This window comes from Lactovum odontotermitis, assembly GCF_054658595.1.
Genome location: NZ_BAAGGQ010000026.1, coordinates 1 through 17,908, shown reverse-complemented (window position 1 = coordinate 17,908; position 17,908 = coordinate 1). Strand labels below are relative to the sequence as shown.

Annotated in this window: 22 protein-coding genes; 21 read left to right on the top strand and 1 reads right to left on the bottom strand. The window is 45.0% G+C overall.

All coding sequences use genetic code 11. The annotated features are described in order from the left end of the window. Window positions 1-187: 187 nt before the first annotated feature. The 18 genes from ACYQ2E_RS10555 to recO all read left to right on the top strand — a co-directional run bounded on the left by ACYQ2E_RS10555 (window position 188) and on the right by recO (window position 15,890). Entirely contained in the window at window positions 188-556 is a 369-nt protein-coding gene (locus ACYQ2E_RS10555; RefSeq protein WP_460018028.1) for a DUF4176 domain-containing protein, read from the top strand. After that, a complete protein-coding gene (locus ACYQ2E_RS10550) occupies window positions 556-852 on the top strand; it encodes a hypothetical protein (RefSeq protein ID WP_460018027.1) in 297 nt (98 codons plus the stop codon). The genes ACYQ2E_RS10555 and ACYQ2E_RS10550 overlap by 1 nt, the downstream gene beginning before the upstream one ends. A gap of 13 nt (window positions 853-865) precedes the next feature. Next, window positions 866-1,129, top strand: a complete 264-nt coding sequence (locus tag ACYQ2E_RS10545) for a hypothetical protein (protein WP_460018026.1) — start codon at window positions 866-868, stop codon at window positions 1,127-1,129. Beyond that, window positions 1,129-3,090: a T7SS effector LXG polymorphic toxin gene (locus tag ACYQ2E_RS10540; protein WP_460018025.1), complete on the top strand. Its 1,962-nt coding sequence runs from the start codon at window positions 1,129-1,131 to the stop codon at window positions 3,088-3,090. Before ACYQ2E_RS10545 ends, ACYQ2E_RS10540 begins: the two co-directional genes overlap by 1 nt. Then, on the top strand, window positions 3,087-3,545 hold the full coding sequence (locus tag ACYQ2E_RS10535; protein WP_460018024.1) for a hypothetical protein: 459 nt from the start codon (window positions 3,087-3,089) through the stop codon (window positions 3,543-3,545). Before ACYQ2E_RS10540 ends, ACYQ2E_RS10535 begins: the two co-directional genes overlap by 4 nt. A gap of 142 nt (window positions 3,546-3,687) precedes the next feature. Further along, entirely contained in the window at window positions 3,688-4,371 is a 684-nt protein-coding gene (locus ACYQ2E_RS10530) for a hypothetical protein (protein ID WP_460018023.1), read from the top strand. After that, window positions 4,368-4,772 carry a hypothetical protein gene (locus tag ACYQ2E_RS10525; protein ID WP_460018022.1) on the top strand — a complete coding sequence of 135 codons (405 nt, stop codon included), beginning with the start codon at window positions 4,368-4,370 and terminating at the stop codon, window positions 4,770-4,772. The genes ACYQ2E_RS10530 and ACYQ2E_RS10525 overlap by 4 nt, the downstream gene beginning before the upstream one ends. Window positions 4,773-5,242: 470 nt before the next feature. Next, a complete protein-coding gene (locus ACYQ2E_RS10520) occupies window positions 5,243-5,644 on the top strand; it encodes a hypothetical protein (RefSeq protein WP_460018021.1) in 402 nt (133 codons plus the stop codon). A 148-nt stretch (window positions 5,645-5,792) separates the two neighbouring features. Further along, a complete protein-coding gene (locus ACYQ2E_RS10515) occupies window positions 5,793-6,038 on the top strand; it encodes a hypothetical protein (RefSeq protein ID WP_460018020.1) in 246 nt (81 codons plus the stop codon). Window positions 6,039-6,205: 167 nt separating this feature from the next. After that, window positions 6,206-8,431, top strand: a complete 2,226-nt coding sequence (locus ACYQ2E_RS10510; RefSeq protein ID WP_460018019.1) for a RelA/SpoT family protein — start codon at window positions 6,206-6,208, stop codon at window positions 8,429-8,431. Between the two features lie 104 nt (window positions 8,432-8,535). Next, complete coding sequence (gene dtd / locus ACYQ2E_RS10505) at window positions 8,536-9,015, top strand: D-aminoacyl-tRNA deacylase (RefSeq protein WP_460018018.1); 480 nt, start codon at window positions 8,536-8,538, stop codon at window positions 9,013-9,015. Continuing rightward, the gene (locus ACYQ2E_RS10500) at window positions 9,012-9,968 is read left to right on the top strand and encodes a TMEM175 family protein (protein WP_460018017.1); all 957 of its coding nucleotides are present in this window, start codon (window positions 9,012-9,014) and stop codon (window positions 9,966-9,968) included. Before dtd ends, ACYQ2E_RS10500 begins: the two co-directional genes overlap by 4 nt. Before the next feature lie 15 nt (window positions 9,969-9,983). After that, window positions 9,984-10,613 carry an HAD family hydrolase gene (locus tag ACYQ2E_RS10495; RefSeq protein WP_460018016.1) on the top strand — a complete coding sequence of 210 codons (630 nt, stop codon included), beginning with the start codon at window positions 9,984-9,986 and terminating at the stop codon, window positions 10,611-10,613. Window positions 10,614-10,843: 230 nt separating this feature from the next. Next, complete coding sequence (locus tag ACYQ2E_RS10490; protein WP_460018029.1) at window positions 10,844-11,458, top strand: lysophospholipid acyltransferase family protein; 615 nt, start codon at window positions 10,844-10,846, stop codon at window positions 11,456-11,458. A 156-nt stretch (window positions 11,459-11,614) separates the two neighbouring features. After that, window positions 11,615-12,073 (top strand): Hsp20/alpha crystallin family protein, encoded by a 459-nt coding sequence (locus tag ACYQ2E_RS10485; RefSeq protein ID WP_460018015.1) that lies wholly within the window; start codon window positions 11,615-11,617, stop codon window positions 12,071-12,073. 88 nt (window positions 12,074-12,161) lie between these two features. Then, window positions 12,162-13,310 (top strand): molecular chaperone DnaJ, encoded by a 1,149-nt coding sequence (dnaJ, locus tag ACYQ2E_RS10480; RefSeq protein ID WP_460018014.1) that lies wholly within the window; start codon window positions 12,162-12,164, stop codon window positions 13,308-13,310. A gap of 108 nt (window positions 13,311-13,418) precedes the next feature. Next, entirely contained in the window at window positions 13,419-15,098 is a 1,680-nt protein-coding gene (locus tag ACYQ2E_RS10475; RefSeq protein WP_460018013.1) for an LTA synthase family protein, read from the top strand. 30 nt (window positions 15,099-15,128) lie between these two features. Next, window positions 15,129-15,890 (top strand): DNA repair protein RecO, encoded by a 762-nt coding sequence (recO, locus tag ACYQ2E_RS10470; protein ID WP_460018012.1) that lies wholly within the window; start codon window positions 15,129-15,131, stop codon window positions 15,888-15,890. Window positions 15,891-15,949: 59 nt separating this feature from the next. Here recO and ACYQ2E_RS10465 read toward each other — a convergent pair whose 3' ends face one another. Further along, window positions 15,950-16,147, bottom strand: coding sequence for a cold-shock protein (locus tag ACYQ2E_RS10465; RefSeq protein ID WP_460018011.1), 198 nt, complete (start codon window positions 16,145-16,147; stop codon window positions 15,950-15,952). 104 nt (window positions 16,148-16,251) lie between these two features. Here ACYQ2E_RS10465 and ACYQ2E_RS10460 point away from each other — a divergent pair, with 104 nt between their 5' ends. From ACYQ2E_RS10460 to ACYQ2E_RS10450, 3 genes are all read left to right on the top strand, one after another. After that, window positions 16,252-16,788, top strand: coding sequence for a 5-formyltetrahydrofolate cyclo-ligase (locus ACYQ2E_RS10460; RefSeq protein WP_460018010.1), 537 nt, complete (start codon window positions 16,252-16,254; stop codon window positions 16,786-16,788). Then, window positions 16,781-17,470, top strand: coding sequence for a rhomboid family intramembrane serine protease (locus ACYQ2E_RS10455; RefSeq protein WP_460018009.1), 690 nt, complete (start codon window positions 16,781-16,783; stop codon window positions 17,468-17,470). The genes ACYQ2E_RS10460 and ACYQ2E_RS10455 overlap by 8 nt, the downstream gene beginning before the upstream one ends. Before the next feature lie 221 nt (window positions 17,471-17,691). Then, on the top strand, window positions 17,692-17,908 hold a 217-nt coding region (locus ACYQ2E_RS10450; RefSeq protein WP_460016757.1), incomplete at its 3' end, for a TIGR04197 family type VII secretion effector.

The following is a 17,908-nucleotide window of genomic DNA, read 5'->3' as shown; positions in this document are numbered from 1 at the left end:
AAAAATGGCTTTGATAGAATATTTTGCAAGAGGAGGTGGTTGTTTGGAACGGTTTTTAAAATCTTTTTAGAAAATACAGATTTTATTGATAAGGAGCAGAGATAAATGCTTAAAATTACTTCTTCACATATTTTATAGCAATTGCTTTTAAACATAAAAATAAACAACCAGCAAAGGAAAACAGAAAATGACAGAAGAAAACACATTTTTACCCATCGGAAGCCTTGTTATACTTAAAGAAGGCGCCATTAAAAAGCTCATGATTGTCCAGCGTGCCAACGTTGCCGAAGGCAGGTATTTCGATTACGGCGCTGTTCTTTACCCTGAGGGGATGGTAGATGACAATCTCGTCTACTTCAACAAAGAGGACATCTTTAAGGTTATCTTTGAGGCTTATACCGATGAGGATAACACGCTCATGACAGAAAAACTGGTTCAGATGAAAGAGGAATTTCTGGCTTCTCCTCCGCCAGCTCCGGCGGTTTCAGAGACAGCCCTGTTTAAGGAAGAGGACGACGATCCTTTTGCGTCGGTCCGGGACATGGAGATTGACTGATGAGTGATGGAGAAAAATTAGCACAGATTGCGAAGCTCCAGGGCATTATCGGTCAGCTGTCAGGTTTGATGGGCTCGGTTGAAGCGCTGGACTTCACCCAGTTTAAAGAAGGCGGCACGAACATGTGGGCGGGACAAGTCAAGAGCGGCAAGTACAATCCGAAGTATGACGAGGGGAAGTCCCAGCTCGCGAAAACCGCACCGGAGATTGAAGAGGCGATAGCGGACTGCCAAAGTAAGATTCAGGCTTTAATCATGTCGCTTGAAGACCCGACCACGCGTATGCAGTTCTGGTAAAAAAGGAGAATTTATGGTACAACAAATGTTAGACAGCGGCGGTTACGAAAGAGTCACTGTGAAAGTCGGTACGGTCACTTCAGAAGTCGCAGGGGTGAGGAACGGTCTGAGTACGAATGATGCCCATTTGAAAGTTACAACGGTTCCGAAGATATTTGAAATCTATGACGAGCTCACGCAGCTGGTGTCGGCCTATGGTGTGATGGCCCAGAAGGACCTTGAAGAGTTCCGCCAGCTGGCTGTGAATATCATCAACACGGATGAGGAGGCCAGTTAATGAGCAATGACGAGCTTTATTATGATTCGCTGACCGATTTGGCAGAGCGGGTGGCCAGAGGGCTTCTGAACCGCAGCCAGCCGCTGAGTGACCTCAGTCAGGTGATGAGTCTGCTTGCAGGGACAGACACGATTAAGGGCCAGGGCGCAGACGCGATGCGGGCTTACATTGGTGAAGTACATGCGCCCCTGAATCAGGCGATTCAACAGGCGATTGAAAATTTTCGGATGGCACTTGGAAAGTATGTCAATGATTATACAACGGTTGACGGAAGCGGCGGTTTTCGTCTGGTCAGAGAAGACTTGGAGGATCTCCAGCATAAGCTGTCGAGCCAGCGTCCGGATTACACGAATCTGGCGAAAAAGCTTCAAGCCGTCTCTGATGAGGCGAGTGATATTATCTCGCTGGGCGGGGCAGGAAGCGGCCATCTTCTGAAAGCGGCCGACAAAATGGACGAGATGAAGCAGATAACGGAAAAGCTCCAGGAGAACTGGGACAGCTATGAGTCGACAGACCCGGGTTTTGCGCTGGTTCAGGATCTGATTGCGAGGACGCGTGATCTGATAAAAAACACGGTCAATGTCCCCCGCACCTATGAATACAGGACAGGCTCTTTCAGAGGGATAGTCCCCCCGGATTTTCTGAACGCCTATCAAGCCAGCATGAACTATGTCATGGATGCAAAGAACCAGAAAGAGTTCACGAAAGCCTGGGACAGCATCAATGACGAGTACAAACATGACCAGGAACGCCTCGCAGCTGCGCAGCAAAGAGAAGCGAACCGCCATGACGGTTTCTGGGAAGTTGTCTTCGGTGTTGCGACAGTCGCTTTAGGCGCTGCGGCCATTATCATGACGGCAGGGGCGGCAACTCCGCTGGTTGTGACGGCAAGTGTTGCCGGCTTCTGTTCTGCTTCCTACGGTGCCTCAAATATCTTTGAAGGCAGTCAGATTATGGTATCGGGCAAGGGCAAAGCCTTCAACCCACTGCGTGACACACTTTTCGGCGGGAATCAGGGGGCTTATGACATTTTCGGAAATGTTTCGATGCTTGCGTCAGGGTCGGTCATTCCGGTGAGTGCGGCATTGAATGCAGGGAGAACCGTGACCGGAGCAGTGATTTCCGGTACCGGCCGGACGCTTGTCACAGCAGGTGTGGGAGCAAGCACGAACTTCATTGTTGCACCACTGGCAACCAGTTTAGCGAAGAGTGCGGGTCTTGACTCCATCTGGGCGAAAGATGTCGGCACCTTTGTGGGGGCTGGTACTTCTCTGCTTGCGGGCAGTAAAGTGTATAATGGGATGGGAGAAACAGGCGGAATTGCCATCAAACCAGCTCCAGCGGATTACAAACTCCCTGCAAGCGGCCAAAAAATTCTTGAGGACTCTCATCTCACAATTGAAGACTTCAATAGAATTAATGCGAAGCAAGTTAAGACTCCGCAAGAAATCGCACTCCTCAAAGGGATGCGGGAAAAAGTCCCAGTTCCGACAGACACAACAGAAATGCGGCGGGTAATCCCGTCAAGTAAAGTGGATGGAATGATAACGAATCCTAAAAACAGCAATATCGGTGGTTTTATGACGGATAAGAGCTATGTCAAAGGCATTACAAATATTGATGACGTGGTTGCATCTAGTCGTCTAGATTATGCTGGGAATCCATATGCAGGAAGTGACAACTATGCTTATATTGACTTCACAAGTGGAGACATAGGGAAAATAGAAACACCATACAGTCCGCAATTTGGCGGGACACATGCTGGAGAATGGCCGTTTACAGGCTCAGGGTTTACAGCAGGAGAGAACAGGACAATGGTTCCAGAGTGGACAACTACGGCCAAAGAGGGCTTGCAACCGAGCTTAGGTTCTACAATTCATGAGGTGATCAATGGAAAAGATACTGTTGTGGCAGAATGGGTAACAAAGGATGGTAATGGATATTGGAGGGATTTAAGATGAAAGAAAAATACAAAAAGTCAGATAAATATGTAACATTTGTACCTACAGGAACAGAATTTATTTTAGGAGGAAGTATTCCTAATATAGTTCGGGGGTTTGAAATAATAACTTCCGATAAAAACTATATAAAATATGGTTTCAGTATTGGTAAAAGTCGTTATGTGAATGATGGTGAGGAGTTTTATTATTTTTCACTGGACACAGTAGAAAATTTGAGAAAGGTAACTAATGCTTATGATCTACATTATGAAGCTAACTATCAAGGTGAAAGATATGGAGCTTTGTTTAATCCGGGTGATACGATTGTAACCTTGCGTAGTGACCATGAAGTTGAAGGATTTCAAAGAATGGATAAATTTTATTGGGATAAAGATATCGATATTTCAGAAGTTGAAATCATCCCAGTCAAAGAACCTATTGATTTAGTTCAGTTTCTGCCAGAGAACACGGATTAATAAAGCAAGAAGCACGTCGGAAAGAAGCGAGACGTCATTCCAGTGAATGCGGGAAGAACCGTGATCGGTGCGGTGATTTCAGGTACCGGCCGGACGCTTGTCACAGCAGGTGTAGGAGCAAGTACGATTCATTGTTGCACCATTGGCAACCAGTTTAGCAAAAAATGCGGGCCTTGACTCCATCTGGGCGAAAGATGTCGGCACCTTTGTGGGGGCTAGAACTTCTCTGCTTGCGGGCAGTAAAGTGTATAATGGGATGGGAGAAGTTCCTGGAGCTGTCGTAAGAGATTTTGACACTGCAGCAGGTGGGAAGTTAAGCAGTAATGTAGGAAAACTTGATCAATACGGTAAAGTTTCCGCAGAGTATCGCGGCATTGCTACAGCAGAAGAAGTACAAAAAGTTGTCAAAGTTGAAAACGGACAATTCACAGATTGGTCAGTTAAAGACATTGCGCAGCTGGCTTCAAAAAATTCTGAGGCAGATACGACTACTTTAGGAAAATGGCAGCCGAATGCCAGTTCATATGAACAAGTTGCATATGAGAAAGGAAGTGCTTATTATGACTTGGGAAATGATGGTTGGAATATGGCTGAGGTCGCGTTGAAGGAGAATGGGATCGTGGATAAAATACAAATCAAGAACGAGATGTGGCGAATCAATCAGCAGTATCTTGATGATCGAATAAAAATTGGAAATACTTTTGAATTTACAAGCAATCCTAGTGATTTTCTCCCCAAATCATTTGGTGCACGTGAGTATAAATATCTAGTGAGTAAAGGCTATAAGTTAGTGAACGAGAATGGAATGTGGAGGATGATAAAATGAAAAAAGTAGAAAAACGAATTGAAGATTCAATTGGTTACAAAAATGTTATGCGAGCGTTAAAAGAGGTATTTGGAGATCATTTTAGTGTAGTTGAAGTGCTTCCTACGGATGATATAACGAGCTTTGATTTCCGTAGTAACATTGATATTTTAGGAACTTCTGGTATTGACATCAGTGTTGATATGAGTGGCAATTCTCACCAATTTCAAATTGGAGCTGGAGTTGTGAGTATCGCAGTCCCTATAGCAAATGGATTCTACAACTTACCCTCTGGACAACACGGAGAAGCATTAGAAGATATTCTAAATGATCGTAGCCTGAAAACAGAGGCCTCGGCAGATGACTTGGAACAAATAAAACAAATATGCTTGGTACTGGAAAAATATTTAGAGGGTAAATAATTTTGTGTTAGGCATAAGTTGTTAACGGCTGTTTGCCACAAGAACAATCACTGGCAAGGCACAGACGCCATGAAGGTCTACATCAATAATAGAAACTAACTCTACTACGGTAAAAAAAACCTAATTTTTAGGAAGTAAAAATGATGGAAAAACCTTTGAGGTAAGTGGAGAGCTGATAAATGGGCGATATTCCGCATACAAGGATAGTTTGGTCTTGACAAAGGAAAAGACCAAAATTGAGTTAAAGAAGGCAGAACGGGATAAGTATGTGACTCAAATTCTTGACGATTTCAAAAAAAGAAAATGTTTCGACAAAATTTGAAATTTATTCTGACGAAATCTTATAGTGAAAACGGAAATCATCCTCTCTGGAGTATTGGCACATATCTTGGCAAGATTCCAGAGACAGTAATAGACCAGGTGCAACCAGGAAAATTTAACTCAAGTCACGTTTTTGGAGGTGTTGAATAATGTCAGATAAGATTTTATACAAGAATAATGAATATCACATGATGATTACAGAAAAAGAAAATGAGCTTATTTTGAGTTGGGGAGATGCTTATGGGCATAATAATTTAACTCGGATTTCCAAGGATGTTCTTGAACAGATTGTATTAGGAGAGAGGACACCTTCAGATTTGTTGTTTTATGCAGAAAATGATGTATGGCCAGCTCCTAAAGAAGTGCAGGATATGGTGAAAAAAGAACGAGCAGAAAGTCGTCCCATTACACTAATTTCTAACACAAAAAATCAAAAGTTATTTTCACAAGACGAACTCAAGAAATTAATACCTTTGGCAGAAAAGGCTTGGATAGACTGGAAAGGCAAACTACCAAATAATTATGTTTCCCCGATAAAAAATGAAAAATAATATTTGTTGAACTAATATTGCATTGTTTTTTCATATCAGATTTCAATGCTTCTAGTGTTTGAAGCTGCTAATTTTATCTGTGCTTTCATTGAAAGAAGTTGAACGCAAGGTCTGCAAAGCTTTACCAAGGACACCCGTAAGAAGGTAAATGGTAGTTGACGGGCGTTTGAACGGTTTTATCAGAGGGGCAGGCGGGATGGTCTCCGGGATGGCACAGTTCAATGTGGCGGACACGGCCGAAGGGGTCTACACCCTGGCGACCAATGGAGAAGCCCGAGCTCAGTTCGGTGCAGGCGTCGGGAACTGGTGGAACCAGTTGTCAGGCGGGAACGCGTTTGTGGCAAGTTTTTTGTCAGCAATGGCAACGGAACCGTTGGATAGGTGGGAGAGATGACGAGCCTCGTCTCAAAACTCTAGAAAGAGCGCTTTGCTGGAACTTCAGAAATAACTGAAAAATCTGCACTGAAAAAATCTAATTTTTGCAGATTTTTTGTTATAATAAGCAAAGACTGAACGCTCTAATTGAGCGTTTGTGCTTTTAAGAAAGTGACGGTTTGTGTTATGGCTGAACATCCAAATATTACCGGTGAAGAGCTGATTGAAAAGTGTAGAGAATATATGGCGCCCGAGGAAGTCGAGCGGGTTGTTTTTGCTTTGAAGTGCGCGAGAACGGCGCATGGTGAGCAATTTCGGGCTTCAGGTGAGGCTTACATTGTGCATCCGATTCAGGTGGCTGGAATTCTGGCGGATTTGCGCTTGGATGCGACGACGATTGTCTGCGGGCTGCTGCATGATGTGGTTGAAGATACCGGCGCGATTTCCGAGGATTTACGCGAGCTTTTCGGCGACGAGGTGGCAGATATTGTTGAGGGGGTAACTAAGCTCGGCAAGGTTGAATACAAGTCGCACGAGGAGCAGCTGGCCGAGAATCACCGCAAGATGCTGATGGCCATGTCCAAGGACATTCGGGTCATTTTGGTCAAGCTGGCAGACCGTCTGCACAATATGCGCACGCTGAAACACCTGCGTCCGGATAAGCAGCAGCGGATTTCGCGCGAGACGATGGATATTTATGCACCTTTGGCACATCGTCTCGGTATTGCAAGTATTAAATGGGAACTTGAAGACCTGAGTTTCCGCTATTTGAACGAAGTAGAATTTTACCGAATTCGCGGCTTGATGAATGAAAAGCGCTCAGAGCGTGAGGCCCTGGTTGAGGCGGTCATTGAAAAGCTGAAGGAAACTGTGAAAAAAGCCGGTGTCACGGCGAAAATTTATGGACGCCCCAAGCATATTTACAGTATTTATCGTAAAATGCACGATAAGAAAAAGCGTTTCGACGAAATTTATGATTTAATCGCGATTCGCTGTATCACAGAGACGACGGCTGATATTTATACGACGCTGGGTTATATTCATGAGCTCTGGCGGCCGATGCCTGGACGTTTTAAAGATTATGTCGCAAATCCCAAGGTCAACGGCTATCAGTCTGTTCACACCACGGTAAATGGCCCTCGCGGGCCGATTGAGTTCCAGATTCGTACACAGGAAATGCATGAAGTCGCGGAATACGGTGTTGCGGCTCATTGGGCATACAAGCAAGGTCGAACGAATGCTGTCAATGTCAATGAAGTCTCTGAAACATTAGGCTGGGTGCAGGAGCTGGAGGAGCTGCAGGAGATTTCCGGCGGCAATGCGGAAGAATTTGTCCGCTCGGTGCAGGATGACATTCTCGGTCAGAAAATCTACGTTTTCACGCCAGCTGGTGCGGTACAAGAGCTGCCTAAAGGCTCCGGCCCGATTGATTTCGCCTATGCAATTCACACGCAGGTCGGCGACCATGCTGTCGGCGCAAAAGTCAATGACCGCATGCAGCCGCTGACTTACACACTGAAAACCGGTGACCGGGTGGAGATTATTACCTCGAAGACTTCATTCGGCCCCAGCCGAGACTGGATTAATCTGGTCAAGACAAGCAAGGCGCGCTCGAAAATCAAGCAGTTCTTCAAAAATCAGGACCGCGAGCTGTCAATTGCCAAAGGGCGTGAGATGCTGCAGAATCATCTGATTGAGCAGGGCTTTGTCGCCAATAAGTACCTTGACAAACCAACAATGGACAAAGTTGCCAAGGAGTTGAATCACAAAGATTCCGACGCGCTCTACGCAAGCATCGGCTTCGGCGACCAGAATGTACTGTCTGTCTTTAATAAGCTGACCGAGAAAGAGCGGCGCGAGCAGGAACGTGAAAAGCGCCAGAAAGAAGCAGAAGCGCTGCAGCACGGCGAAGTCAAGCGCGAAAACAAGACAGAAGTCATGAAAGTTCGCCACGACGGCGGCGTCAGTGCAGGCGGCATCGGCGGCTTAATGATTCGCATCGCTAAGTGCTGTAATCCAGTGCCGGGCGATAAAATCATCGGCTACATTACGAAAGGCCGCGGCGTTAGTGTTCATCGGGCCGACTGTCAGAATGTCAAAGCCATGGAAGACTTCGAAAAGCGCCAGATTGAGGTCGAATGGGACGAAGAAGAGGGCACAACGAGCAAAGATTACGTTGCAAACGTTGATGTTTACGGCTTCAACCGCCCAGGAATCCTGAACGATGTGATGCAGGTCATCTCAAATCTGACCAAAAATCTTATCTCTATCAATGCGCAGCCGACAAAAGACCGTAAGATGGCAAATATTCATATTGCAATGGGAATAAAAAATCTGTCCGAGTTAACCCTGATTGTGGACAAAATAAAAATGATTCCAGATGTCTACTCTGTAAAGCGGACGAATGGATAAACGCAGATAAATCAAGGGTTTTCAGCCCCAGGTTTACAGCAGTGTAAACGTGTTGTAAACCTAGTGTAAAGCAAGTTTACAGAAATTGACAGGAGAATGGCTCAATGAGAATTATCATTCAGCGTGTAAAATCAGCCTCGGTCAAAATTGACAAACAACTGATTAATGAAATCTCACAGGGATTTCTGCTGCTGGTCGGCATAGAAGACGCTGACAGCGAATTCGACCTGGACTACGCAGTGCGCAAGGTCTCGCAAATGCGGATTTTCAATGATGCAGAGGACAAGATGAATCTGTCCATTCAGGAAATTTCCGGTGAAATCCTGTCCATCAGCCAGTTTACGCTCTTTGCTGACACACGCAAAGGTAACCGGCCAGGATTTTCAGCCGCTGGGCAGCCGGAATTTGCGAGTCGAATGTATGACATGTTCAATGAAAAGTTGAGTGAAAGAGTGCCGGTAAAAGCTGGTGTTTTCGGCGCTGACATGCAGATTGAGCTGGTTAATGACGGCCCGGTCACGATTATTTTGGACACGAGCGAAGCTCGGCCTGTCAAAAAGAGTAAAGAGGCGCAGGCAAAATGAATTCTGACAAAGTGGCAAAAAAGGTGATAGGGAAGATTGTTGACAGCGAGTCTGAAAGCTCTGGGATGCAGCAAAATGAAAGCCTGCCATCCGGCGACAGCCGAAAGCAGAAGAAGCAAAGCTTTTCGGAGCGTCGCCGCCAATCGCGTGAGCATCAGCTTCATCGCCGTTTTGAAAAGATGCAGAGGGACCCTGAAATGCGCCAGGCGCGCCAGGAGCTGCGTGACGAGTTTCTGGAGACGCACCAGAAGTTCAAGGATATGACGGAGAGTGAGCTTCAGGCAGAGATGACGCGGCATGCGGAAGAAGATGAGAAAATCCGCCGGCAGAAGCTGCGCTCGCATATTGAGACTTTTTCTGACAGCGTGATTGCGGTGATTATCACGATTATGCTGCTGGAAATTCCGATTCCGCGGGACGGACAGGATTATTTGACTTTTCTTTCGGCTGTCGGCATTTTTCTGATTAGTTTTATGGTCATCGCGAATTTCTGGTTTAATCATCATAAGATTTTTGCGGTGACGGAGGAAATCACGGAGGGGACGATTGTTCAGGACTTTTTCTTTATTGGCCTCCTGTCGCTGCTGCCGCTTCTGACGAAGTGGATTATTGCACAGCCGACCTGGTTTTCGTCGCTGAACTACGGCATCGTGATTCTGCTGATTTTGTCTCAGCAGGAAATGCTGAATTTCAGCATTACGCGGGACCATTTTAAGAAAATGCCGAAGTCCTTCAAGTTCTGGAAGAAAATCTGGATGGCCCGCTTCATGTTTACAATGGTGATTAACATCATCATTACGGTTGTGGCGGTGCTGTTCCCGCTTGCCGGGCATTGGCTCTTTGTGATTGTGCCCGTGTTCAGTTTCCTGTCGCAGCTCTTTGTACGGGACCAGGAGCATGAATGGCAAAGTCCGGGCGACCGGCGTGAAGTCGGCGTTCCTTATCTAAAGTAAAATGGAGGTTTTATTATGACTGTAAAGGCAATTATTTTCGACCTTGGCGGTGTGATTATGGACCTTGCTCCGGAGCGCCAGAAAGCGCGCTTTGAAGCACTGGGCATTCGCGATTTCAAAAGTCTCTTCACGCCGGCAAACATGAACGATTTCTTTGAAAAGCAGGAAATCGGCAAAGTCACGGAAGACACGTTCTATGACGGCTTTCGCGAGCTGACAGGCAGTGATTTGTCTGACGGGGAAATAGAAGAAGCTTGGGATTTGATTCTGACCGACTTTAAGCCCGAACGAATGGATTTTCTGGAGAAATTGGGCAAACAGTATCCAATTTATCTTTTCTCCAATACAAATGACGTGCACACGAAACGTTATGAAGCGATGGTTCTGGAGCAATTCGGCAGGCCTTTGTCTTCGTATTTCACAGAAGTATTTTATTCACAGAACATTGGCCTGAGAAAACCCTCACCGGAGGCTTTCAAGAAGGTTCTAGAAATGGCCGGCTTAGAAGCTGAAACCACAATTTTTGTGGATGATTCAGCCCCAAATATTGCCGGCGCAAAATCAATCGGCTTGCAGACGGTGCATTTGGTGGCGCCGCGCACGATTCTAGATTTGGGGCTTGACCCAGAAAAATGGAATAACTGAGTTCACATAGAGCTAAAGCTCTGGCAATTTCTAGAAGCTAAAGCTTCTGAAATTGTCTGCGTCCTACGGACGCTGTTGTCGACTCTCGCTACGGCGCTGAAGCGCCATAGCGAGAGTCGCAGCACGCCAGAATTCCTACGCTTCAAAGCGGGCGTGCTTTACACATCTTAGACTAAGGAGAAACAAATTTGGCAAAAGAATTTGATTATAAAAAGATACATAAACACAAGATTTTCTTCGTATTTTTGAGGAACTTGGTGCGCTTTCTGCTTTGGATTTTCAACGGGAACAGTGAATATTACAATAAGCAGCGGATTCCTAACGGCGAAAATTACATTCTTGTGGCGCCGCATCGCATGGCTTGGGAACCGGTCTGGTTCGCATTTGCGGCTGCACCTAAACAGTTTATCTTCATGGCTAAGAAAGAGCTTTTCAAAGGCTTCGGCGGCTGGTGGATTCGTATGTGCGGCGCTTTTCCGGTCGACCGTGAGCATCCGGGTACAGACCCTGTGAAATATGCGATAAAGATGCTGAAAGAGTCTGACAAGTCAATGGTGATGTTTCCTTCCGGCACGCGGCATTCTTCTGAAATGAAGGGCGGCGTGGCGGTTATCGGCAAGCTCGCGCATGTTCGGCTGCTGCCGGCGGTTTATCAGGGGCCGACTGACATGAAGGGCGTGTTCAAGCGTCAGAAAGTAAAAATTAATTTCGGTGAGCCGATTGATATTTCAGATGTCAAGAAAGTGAACGAAGAGGGGATTGAAGAGATTAACCGGCGGATGGAAGAGGCTTGGGCCAAGCTGGACAATGAGTTAGACCCGAATTTTCATTATGTTGCGAAGTAAAATTAGCACTCTTCAACCGAGAGTGCTAATTTTTGGACAAAAATCATACTTTTGTGCTTGTATTCTGACCAATTTTGACCTATAATAAAAACAGTGAGAGAGATTGAGACACAGAAACTCTCAAAAAGCAAACTCCCTCGAGAAAGAGGTGTTTAAATGGCTAATGAACTTATGAACCGCAACAACAATGATTTGTTCGGCATGCGCAGTGACAGATTTTTCAACAATCTGGCGAAAAACTTCTTTGGAAATGACCTTGCTTTTCCAAATCTCTGGGATGACAATCTCGGACTGATGAAGACGGATGTCAAAGAAACTGACAAGGCTTACGAGGTTAAGATTGATTTGCCTGGTTTGAAGAAAGAAAACATTCAGATTGATTATGCTGACGGCGTTCTGTCTGTATCCGGCAAGCACGAAGACGAAAAAGACGAGAAGAACGAAGAGGGACAAATTGTCCACAGCGAGCGTTACTCCGGCTCTTACAGCCGTCAATACACTTTGCCGAATGTTGAGCGTGAAGGCATCAAAGCTGAATTCAAGCATGGCGTTTTGAAGATTGATTTGCCTAAAGCAACGAAAGATACAGCGGCTAAGCAGATTGAAATCAAGTAATTGAGCCATCAGATAATGAAATTAGCACTCATTCAAATTGAGTGCTAATTTTTTGTCCAAAAACACGAAATTATGGTATAATGTACATATGAATAATGAAGAATATTATAAAGAACTTGGCGTTGACAAAGGCGCAAGCCAAGATGAAATAAAAAAAGCTTATCGGAAGCTGTCAAAGCAGTATCACCCGGACCTCAACAAGGACGCGGGTGCCGAGGATAAATATAAAAAAATTCAGGAAGCCTACGAGACGCTGGGTGACCCGGAAAAGCGCGCGAACTATGACCAGTTTGGTGCGGCAGGTGCGGGCGGAAACGGCGGTTTCAGCGGATTTGGCGGCGCCGGCGGTTTCGGCGGAGACCAGGGCGGATTTTCAGGCTTCTCAGGCGGCGGTTTTGGCGGCTTCGAGGATATTTTCTCGAGCTTTTTCGGCGGCGGCACAGGCGGCGGTCGCTCTAATCCGAACGCGCCGCGCCAGGGTGACGACCTGCAGTACCGGGTGAATTTAACCTTTGAGGAAGCCATTTTCGGCACAGAAAAAGAAATCAAGTACAATCGTGAAGACAACTGTCATACCTGCGGCGGCACAGGTGCAAAACCTGGAACCCATGCTGAAACCTGCAGCAAGTGCGGCGGCCGCGGTGTGGTGAATGTCGTTGCAAATACACCGCTCGGACGTATTCAGACCCAGCAGACCTGTGATGTCTGTCACGGCAGCGGTAAAATCATCTCAGACCCATGCCAGACCTGTCACGGCTCGGGTCGCGAGAAACGCGCGCACACAGTTAAAGTTAAAGTACCAGCAGGTGTAGAAACAGGCCAGCAGATGCGTCTGCAGGGTCAGGGCGAAGCAGGCACAAACGGCGGTCCGTTTGGTGATTTGTATGTCCGCTTCCAAGTTGAAGCCTCCAAAATCTTTGAGCGCGACGGCAGCGAGATTTATTACGAAATGCCGATTAACTTCATCCAGGCCGCGATGGGCGACGAGGTTGAAGTGCCGACAGTGCATGGTAAAGTTAAGCTGAAAATTCCGGCAGGCACGCAAACAGGGACTAATTTCCGCCTGAAAGGAAAAGGTGCGCCTAAGCTGCGCGGCTCTGGTATGGGTGACCAGCACGTGGTGGTCAATCTTCAGGTGCCTAAGTCGCTTAATGAAGCTCAGCGCAAGGCTCTAGACGAGTTTGCACAGGCTTCTGGGGTGAAAGTAACGAAGCAGAAAAAGGGATTTTTCAAATAATTTTTTAAAAAGATTGGTCAAATTAGAGAAAATGTGATATATTATTAATAAGGACTTCAGTATCATTGAGTGTTGGAGTTTTTATTATAAATATAAATCGAATTATCTATGAAAAAATACATTTTCCTGTTTATTAAAATTCTTCTTCTAGTCGGCTTCGTTGTTTTCACTGGAATTCAAACAAAATCTGTGAGCATTGTCGGCCTTGGCTTGCTGGAGTTTTTGGCGATTTTCTGCTTGCAGGGGCTTATTCCTGGAAAAAATCGTTTTTTACTGTTTCTCAAATATCTGCTGACTTCAATTCTGCTGTTTTTGAGTTTGGCGAATATGACTGTCTTTTTGTTCTCTGGAACTTATTTGTCTTATTTGCTGACTTCGAATACGGAAAATCTTGGTGCGCTGAGTTCGAGTCTTCCTGTGTATGCTGCAACAATTGTCTACATTGTGATTGCGGCCTTTTTCCCTATCCGCTGTAAATTTGAGAATTTTTTACCTGCGCTATTTGAAAAGCTGCCGAAACTTGTTAAAAAAAGATATTTTTTATTTACAATACTTTTTGTACTTTCGTTTTCAGCTTGGCTTCTGGTCAATTTTTACGCTCGTTTGAAAACGCCGATTTTTGCCTACACGACTTATCTGCAAGAGGCTGACAGGATGTCAAGTCTGCGCTCGGACAATGTTTCCAGTAAAGAACTTCGGGCAATTGAAAAGAAGTTTCGTAAGAATACGATTGGCTCTGGAATTGATACGCCTCAGAATTCAATGAATGTCATTGTCATTTTTACGGAGGGTTTGAGTTCGGAGGTTCTGGATTATGACGGCGGAAAGCTGACGCCTAATTTGAATCAGCTTGAAAATGAAACAGATAATTTTATCAATTACTTTAATCAGACGGCGGCCACATACAGGGGAGTGAGAGGTCAGCTTTCGTCGTCGCAGCAAGTTGACAACGGCTATGAAAATGGTGCCGATAAGATTAAGCAGAACCTGACAACGCCTTTGACTTCGGTTCAATCCATTCTTGCAGGTTATGGCTACCAGACAGCATTTTTTAATCCTGAGCCAAATGAGGAAATCTGGTCAGATTATGTTTCGAACTTAGATTTTCAGAAAGTCTTGACTGGCTCAATTCCGAGTAAGAAAAATGATTCTTATGTCAGTGATGAGAAAAATTATCAGCATGTTTTTTCTGAAGCTGAAAAATTGAATCGCTCAGGGCAGCAGTTTATGTTGACGACTTATACTTTTGGCACTCATTTAAGCCTTGACAGTAAGACAACTTATGGGGACGGGAGTAATTCTCTTTTAAACAAATTTTATAATATGGATGAGTCTTTCGGCAAATTCTGGGATAAGTTTAAAAAGAGTGATTTGGCAAATAACACCATGGTTGTGTTCACATCGGATCACGCAACTTTTCCGGATGCACAGTATCGCTCAACTTTTGACACGGGGCGCGGTTATTTTCTGTCCACGATTCCGCTGATGATTTATTATCCGGGCGTGCAGCCGCAGACGATTGATGTCAAGTGCCGGAATTCGCTGGGACTTGCACCGACGATTCTGGATTTAATTGGTGTTTCAAGGGCTGAAAACTATTTCCTGGGTACTTCACTTTATTTGGACAAACCAACGTCTTTTGAGTATTTGACTGCTCTTCCGCCGGCTTATTTTGAGACAAAGGGTGTAACGGAGCAAGATACTCGCATGAATAAAGATATCACTTCGCATGATTATAAAACAATTGATAAATTACTGCAGTTTTATAAATTATCTTTAAATGAATAAATGGCTGGTTAATGTTATAATATTGGAAAAATGGAACATGCAGATACAAAAGGATTGGTTCTTTACGCGCGGCCGTACAAAGAGCACGACCAGCTGATTAAAATTTATACAGAAAAATTCGGCAAGCGTCAGTTTTTTATTAAAAATGCTGCAAAGTCTAAGTTTGCGGCTTCTTTGCAGAACTTTACAAGCGCAGGATTAAGCGTCACAATCAATGACTCGGGCTTTTCTTTTATCAACGATATCAGTGATGTCCGGCATTTTCAGCATATTCTGGACGATATTTTCGTGAATGCTTACGCCAGCTACGTCGTGAGCCTGGCGGACATTGCAGTGCCTGACGGCGAGCATGACATCGCGCTTTTTAATTTTCTGATTCAGCTGCTGACGCAAATGGAGCAGGGAAAGGATGCGTCCGTCCTGACGAATATTTTTGAACTCCAAATTCTGTCTCGTTTCGGGAGCGGATTGAACCTGTCAGAATGCGTGATTTGCGGCCGCCGGGACCTGCCGATGGACTATTCCTTTGCTTATAACGGCTGTCTCTGCCGTGAGCATTTTGCCAAAGATATTCACCGGCTGCATGTTTCCCCGAATGTGATTTTTTTGGCCAATCAATTCTTGAATATTTCGCTCGAGAGTCTGGAGAATATCTCAGTAAAAGAGGAGACCAGGCAGCAGCTGCGGGCATTCATCGACCAGCTTTATGATGAGTATGTGGGCGTGAAGACCAAGGCTAAGAGGTTTTTGGAGAGTATGGATGACTGGGCAGGAATCATGAGGAATGGCTAAAATACTGTCAACTTAACATGGAACTAATGGAATTAAAAAAGCCCTTAACGGGCTTCTAATTATTTTGTGACGTTAATTGCTTGAGGTCCGCGAGGGCCGTCTTCAAGGTCAAAATTAACTTTTTGGCCGTCTTCAAGAGTTTTGAAGCCGTCGCCTTGAATAGCAGAGAAATGTACGAATACATCTTTGCCGTCTTCCGCTGTGATAAAGCCGAAGCCTTTGGTTGCGTTAAACCATTTAACTGTTCCAGTTGCCATTTTGTGAATCCTTTCTGTAAAGTTAATTCGTTTTTAGAAAGGGTAACACAATTGTGAACAATTTCTTTAAACAAAAATTACTCTTCTATGTTATCATAATTATAGTGAAAAATAAAGTAGAAATTCGCGAGGAAATCCTTTTAAAACTGCGGAATTTCGCACAAAATGAAAAATCAGCGCAGACTTTGAATGTTTTGTCTGAATTTATATCGTCTCAAAATTTCATAAGGGCACAGAGTATTGGCTTATATATGAACACGCTGCTCGAATTTAATCTGTCAGAATTATTTAATGAATGCCTGGTTACAAATAAAAAAATTTTTATCCCGCAGACTTTGCCGCATCGTGAAATGACTTTTATTGAACTGGAGGGAGCGCCTGAAAATTGGCGCGGCCAATTGGAGTCAAAGCGTGGTATTCTTGAGCCGCGTTCGGGAAATCCGGGGATTCCTGATTTAATTGTTGTGCCGGGTTTGGCCTGGAATTCTGAGGGATTTAGAATTGGTTTCGGCGGCGGTTATTATGACCGGTATTTGGCCGATTTTAAGGGACATACGGTAAGCTTGGTTTATGATTTTCAGCGGGTGGAATTTTCGCCCGAAGCGCATGATGTTGCAGTAAAGGAGATTTTTAGTGTATAGTTTAGATTTAGGATTGAATCGCAAGCATTTGGTTACATATATTTTGCTGGCAGTGACGACGCTGGTCTGGCTGAGCCAGTTTTTCCTTTATGGAAATAATGTGTCGAATCCGCTGAATTTGCTGAATTCCGGTGCACTCTGGGGGATTTGGGTTGTGGGTCATCCGCTGGAGATTTGGCGTTTGTTCACGCCGATTTTCGTCCATCTGAGCTGGTCGCATTTCTTGATGAATATGTTCACGCTGCTGATGATTGGCCGCATGGTGGAAGAAGAGTTCGGGAGTGTCCGTTTTGCTGAGATTTATCTCTTATCCGGCATTTTTGCCAATGCTGCCAGCTTTTTCCTGTCAACGAATACGATTTCGGCGGGGGCTTCTACCTCGCTGTTTGGTATCTTCGGTGCCATGGGCACGCTGGGTTATTTTACCGGAAGTCCGCGGCTGAAGCAGATTGGCCAGGGCTTTTTGGTGCTGATTGTCATCAATTTGGTGATGAATATTTTCCAGCCGGGTGTGGGAATTGTCGGACATATCGGCGGTGTTGTCGGTGGTGCTTTATTGGCTGGCGCATGGCCGCCGGCCCGTTACCGGAAATGGGTGCCGAAGAATGTGCAGATTGTCTGTATTGTCACAGCCATCTTGCTTTTCGTGCTATTCCTTGTCTTGACTTTCACACGTTATTGACGGGACTGCATAGGGAATATGATATAATAATCACCCTCCGTAAGACGACGAATTGAAAATAGAAAAATACAATTGCTAGAGGCGTATTACTACGGGAAAAGGTATCAAACGATATCTTTTTTTTTGCAGATTTTATTGAAACAATGAAAAGTATTGACCTGAAAGTGGAAATGTCGATTAAAAAGTCTTATAATATAATTATTAAATCATAAGGAGTACGGATGGGAGTTTCAAAAATCAGCTCAGATACAGTCGCAGCCCAGGAGGCGATTCAAGAGCTTACTGGCATTGACGCCTCGGGCTTTTCCAATCTGACCGTCGACATTGGAGAAAGCAATATTACCGCCATGCAAACTGGATGCGAAGTCAATAATCAGCTCATGGACGACCTTTCAAACTTTGTCCAGGTTTTTCTAACTCAGGCGAATAAATTTCCGG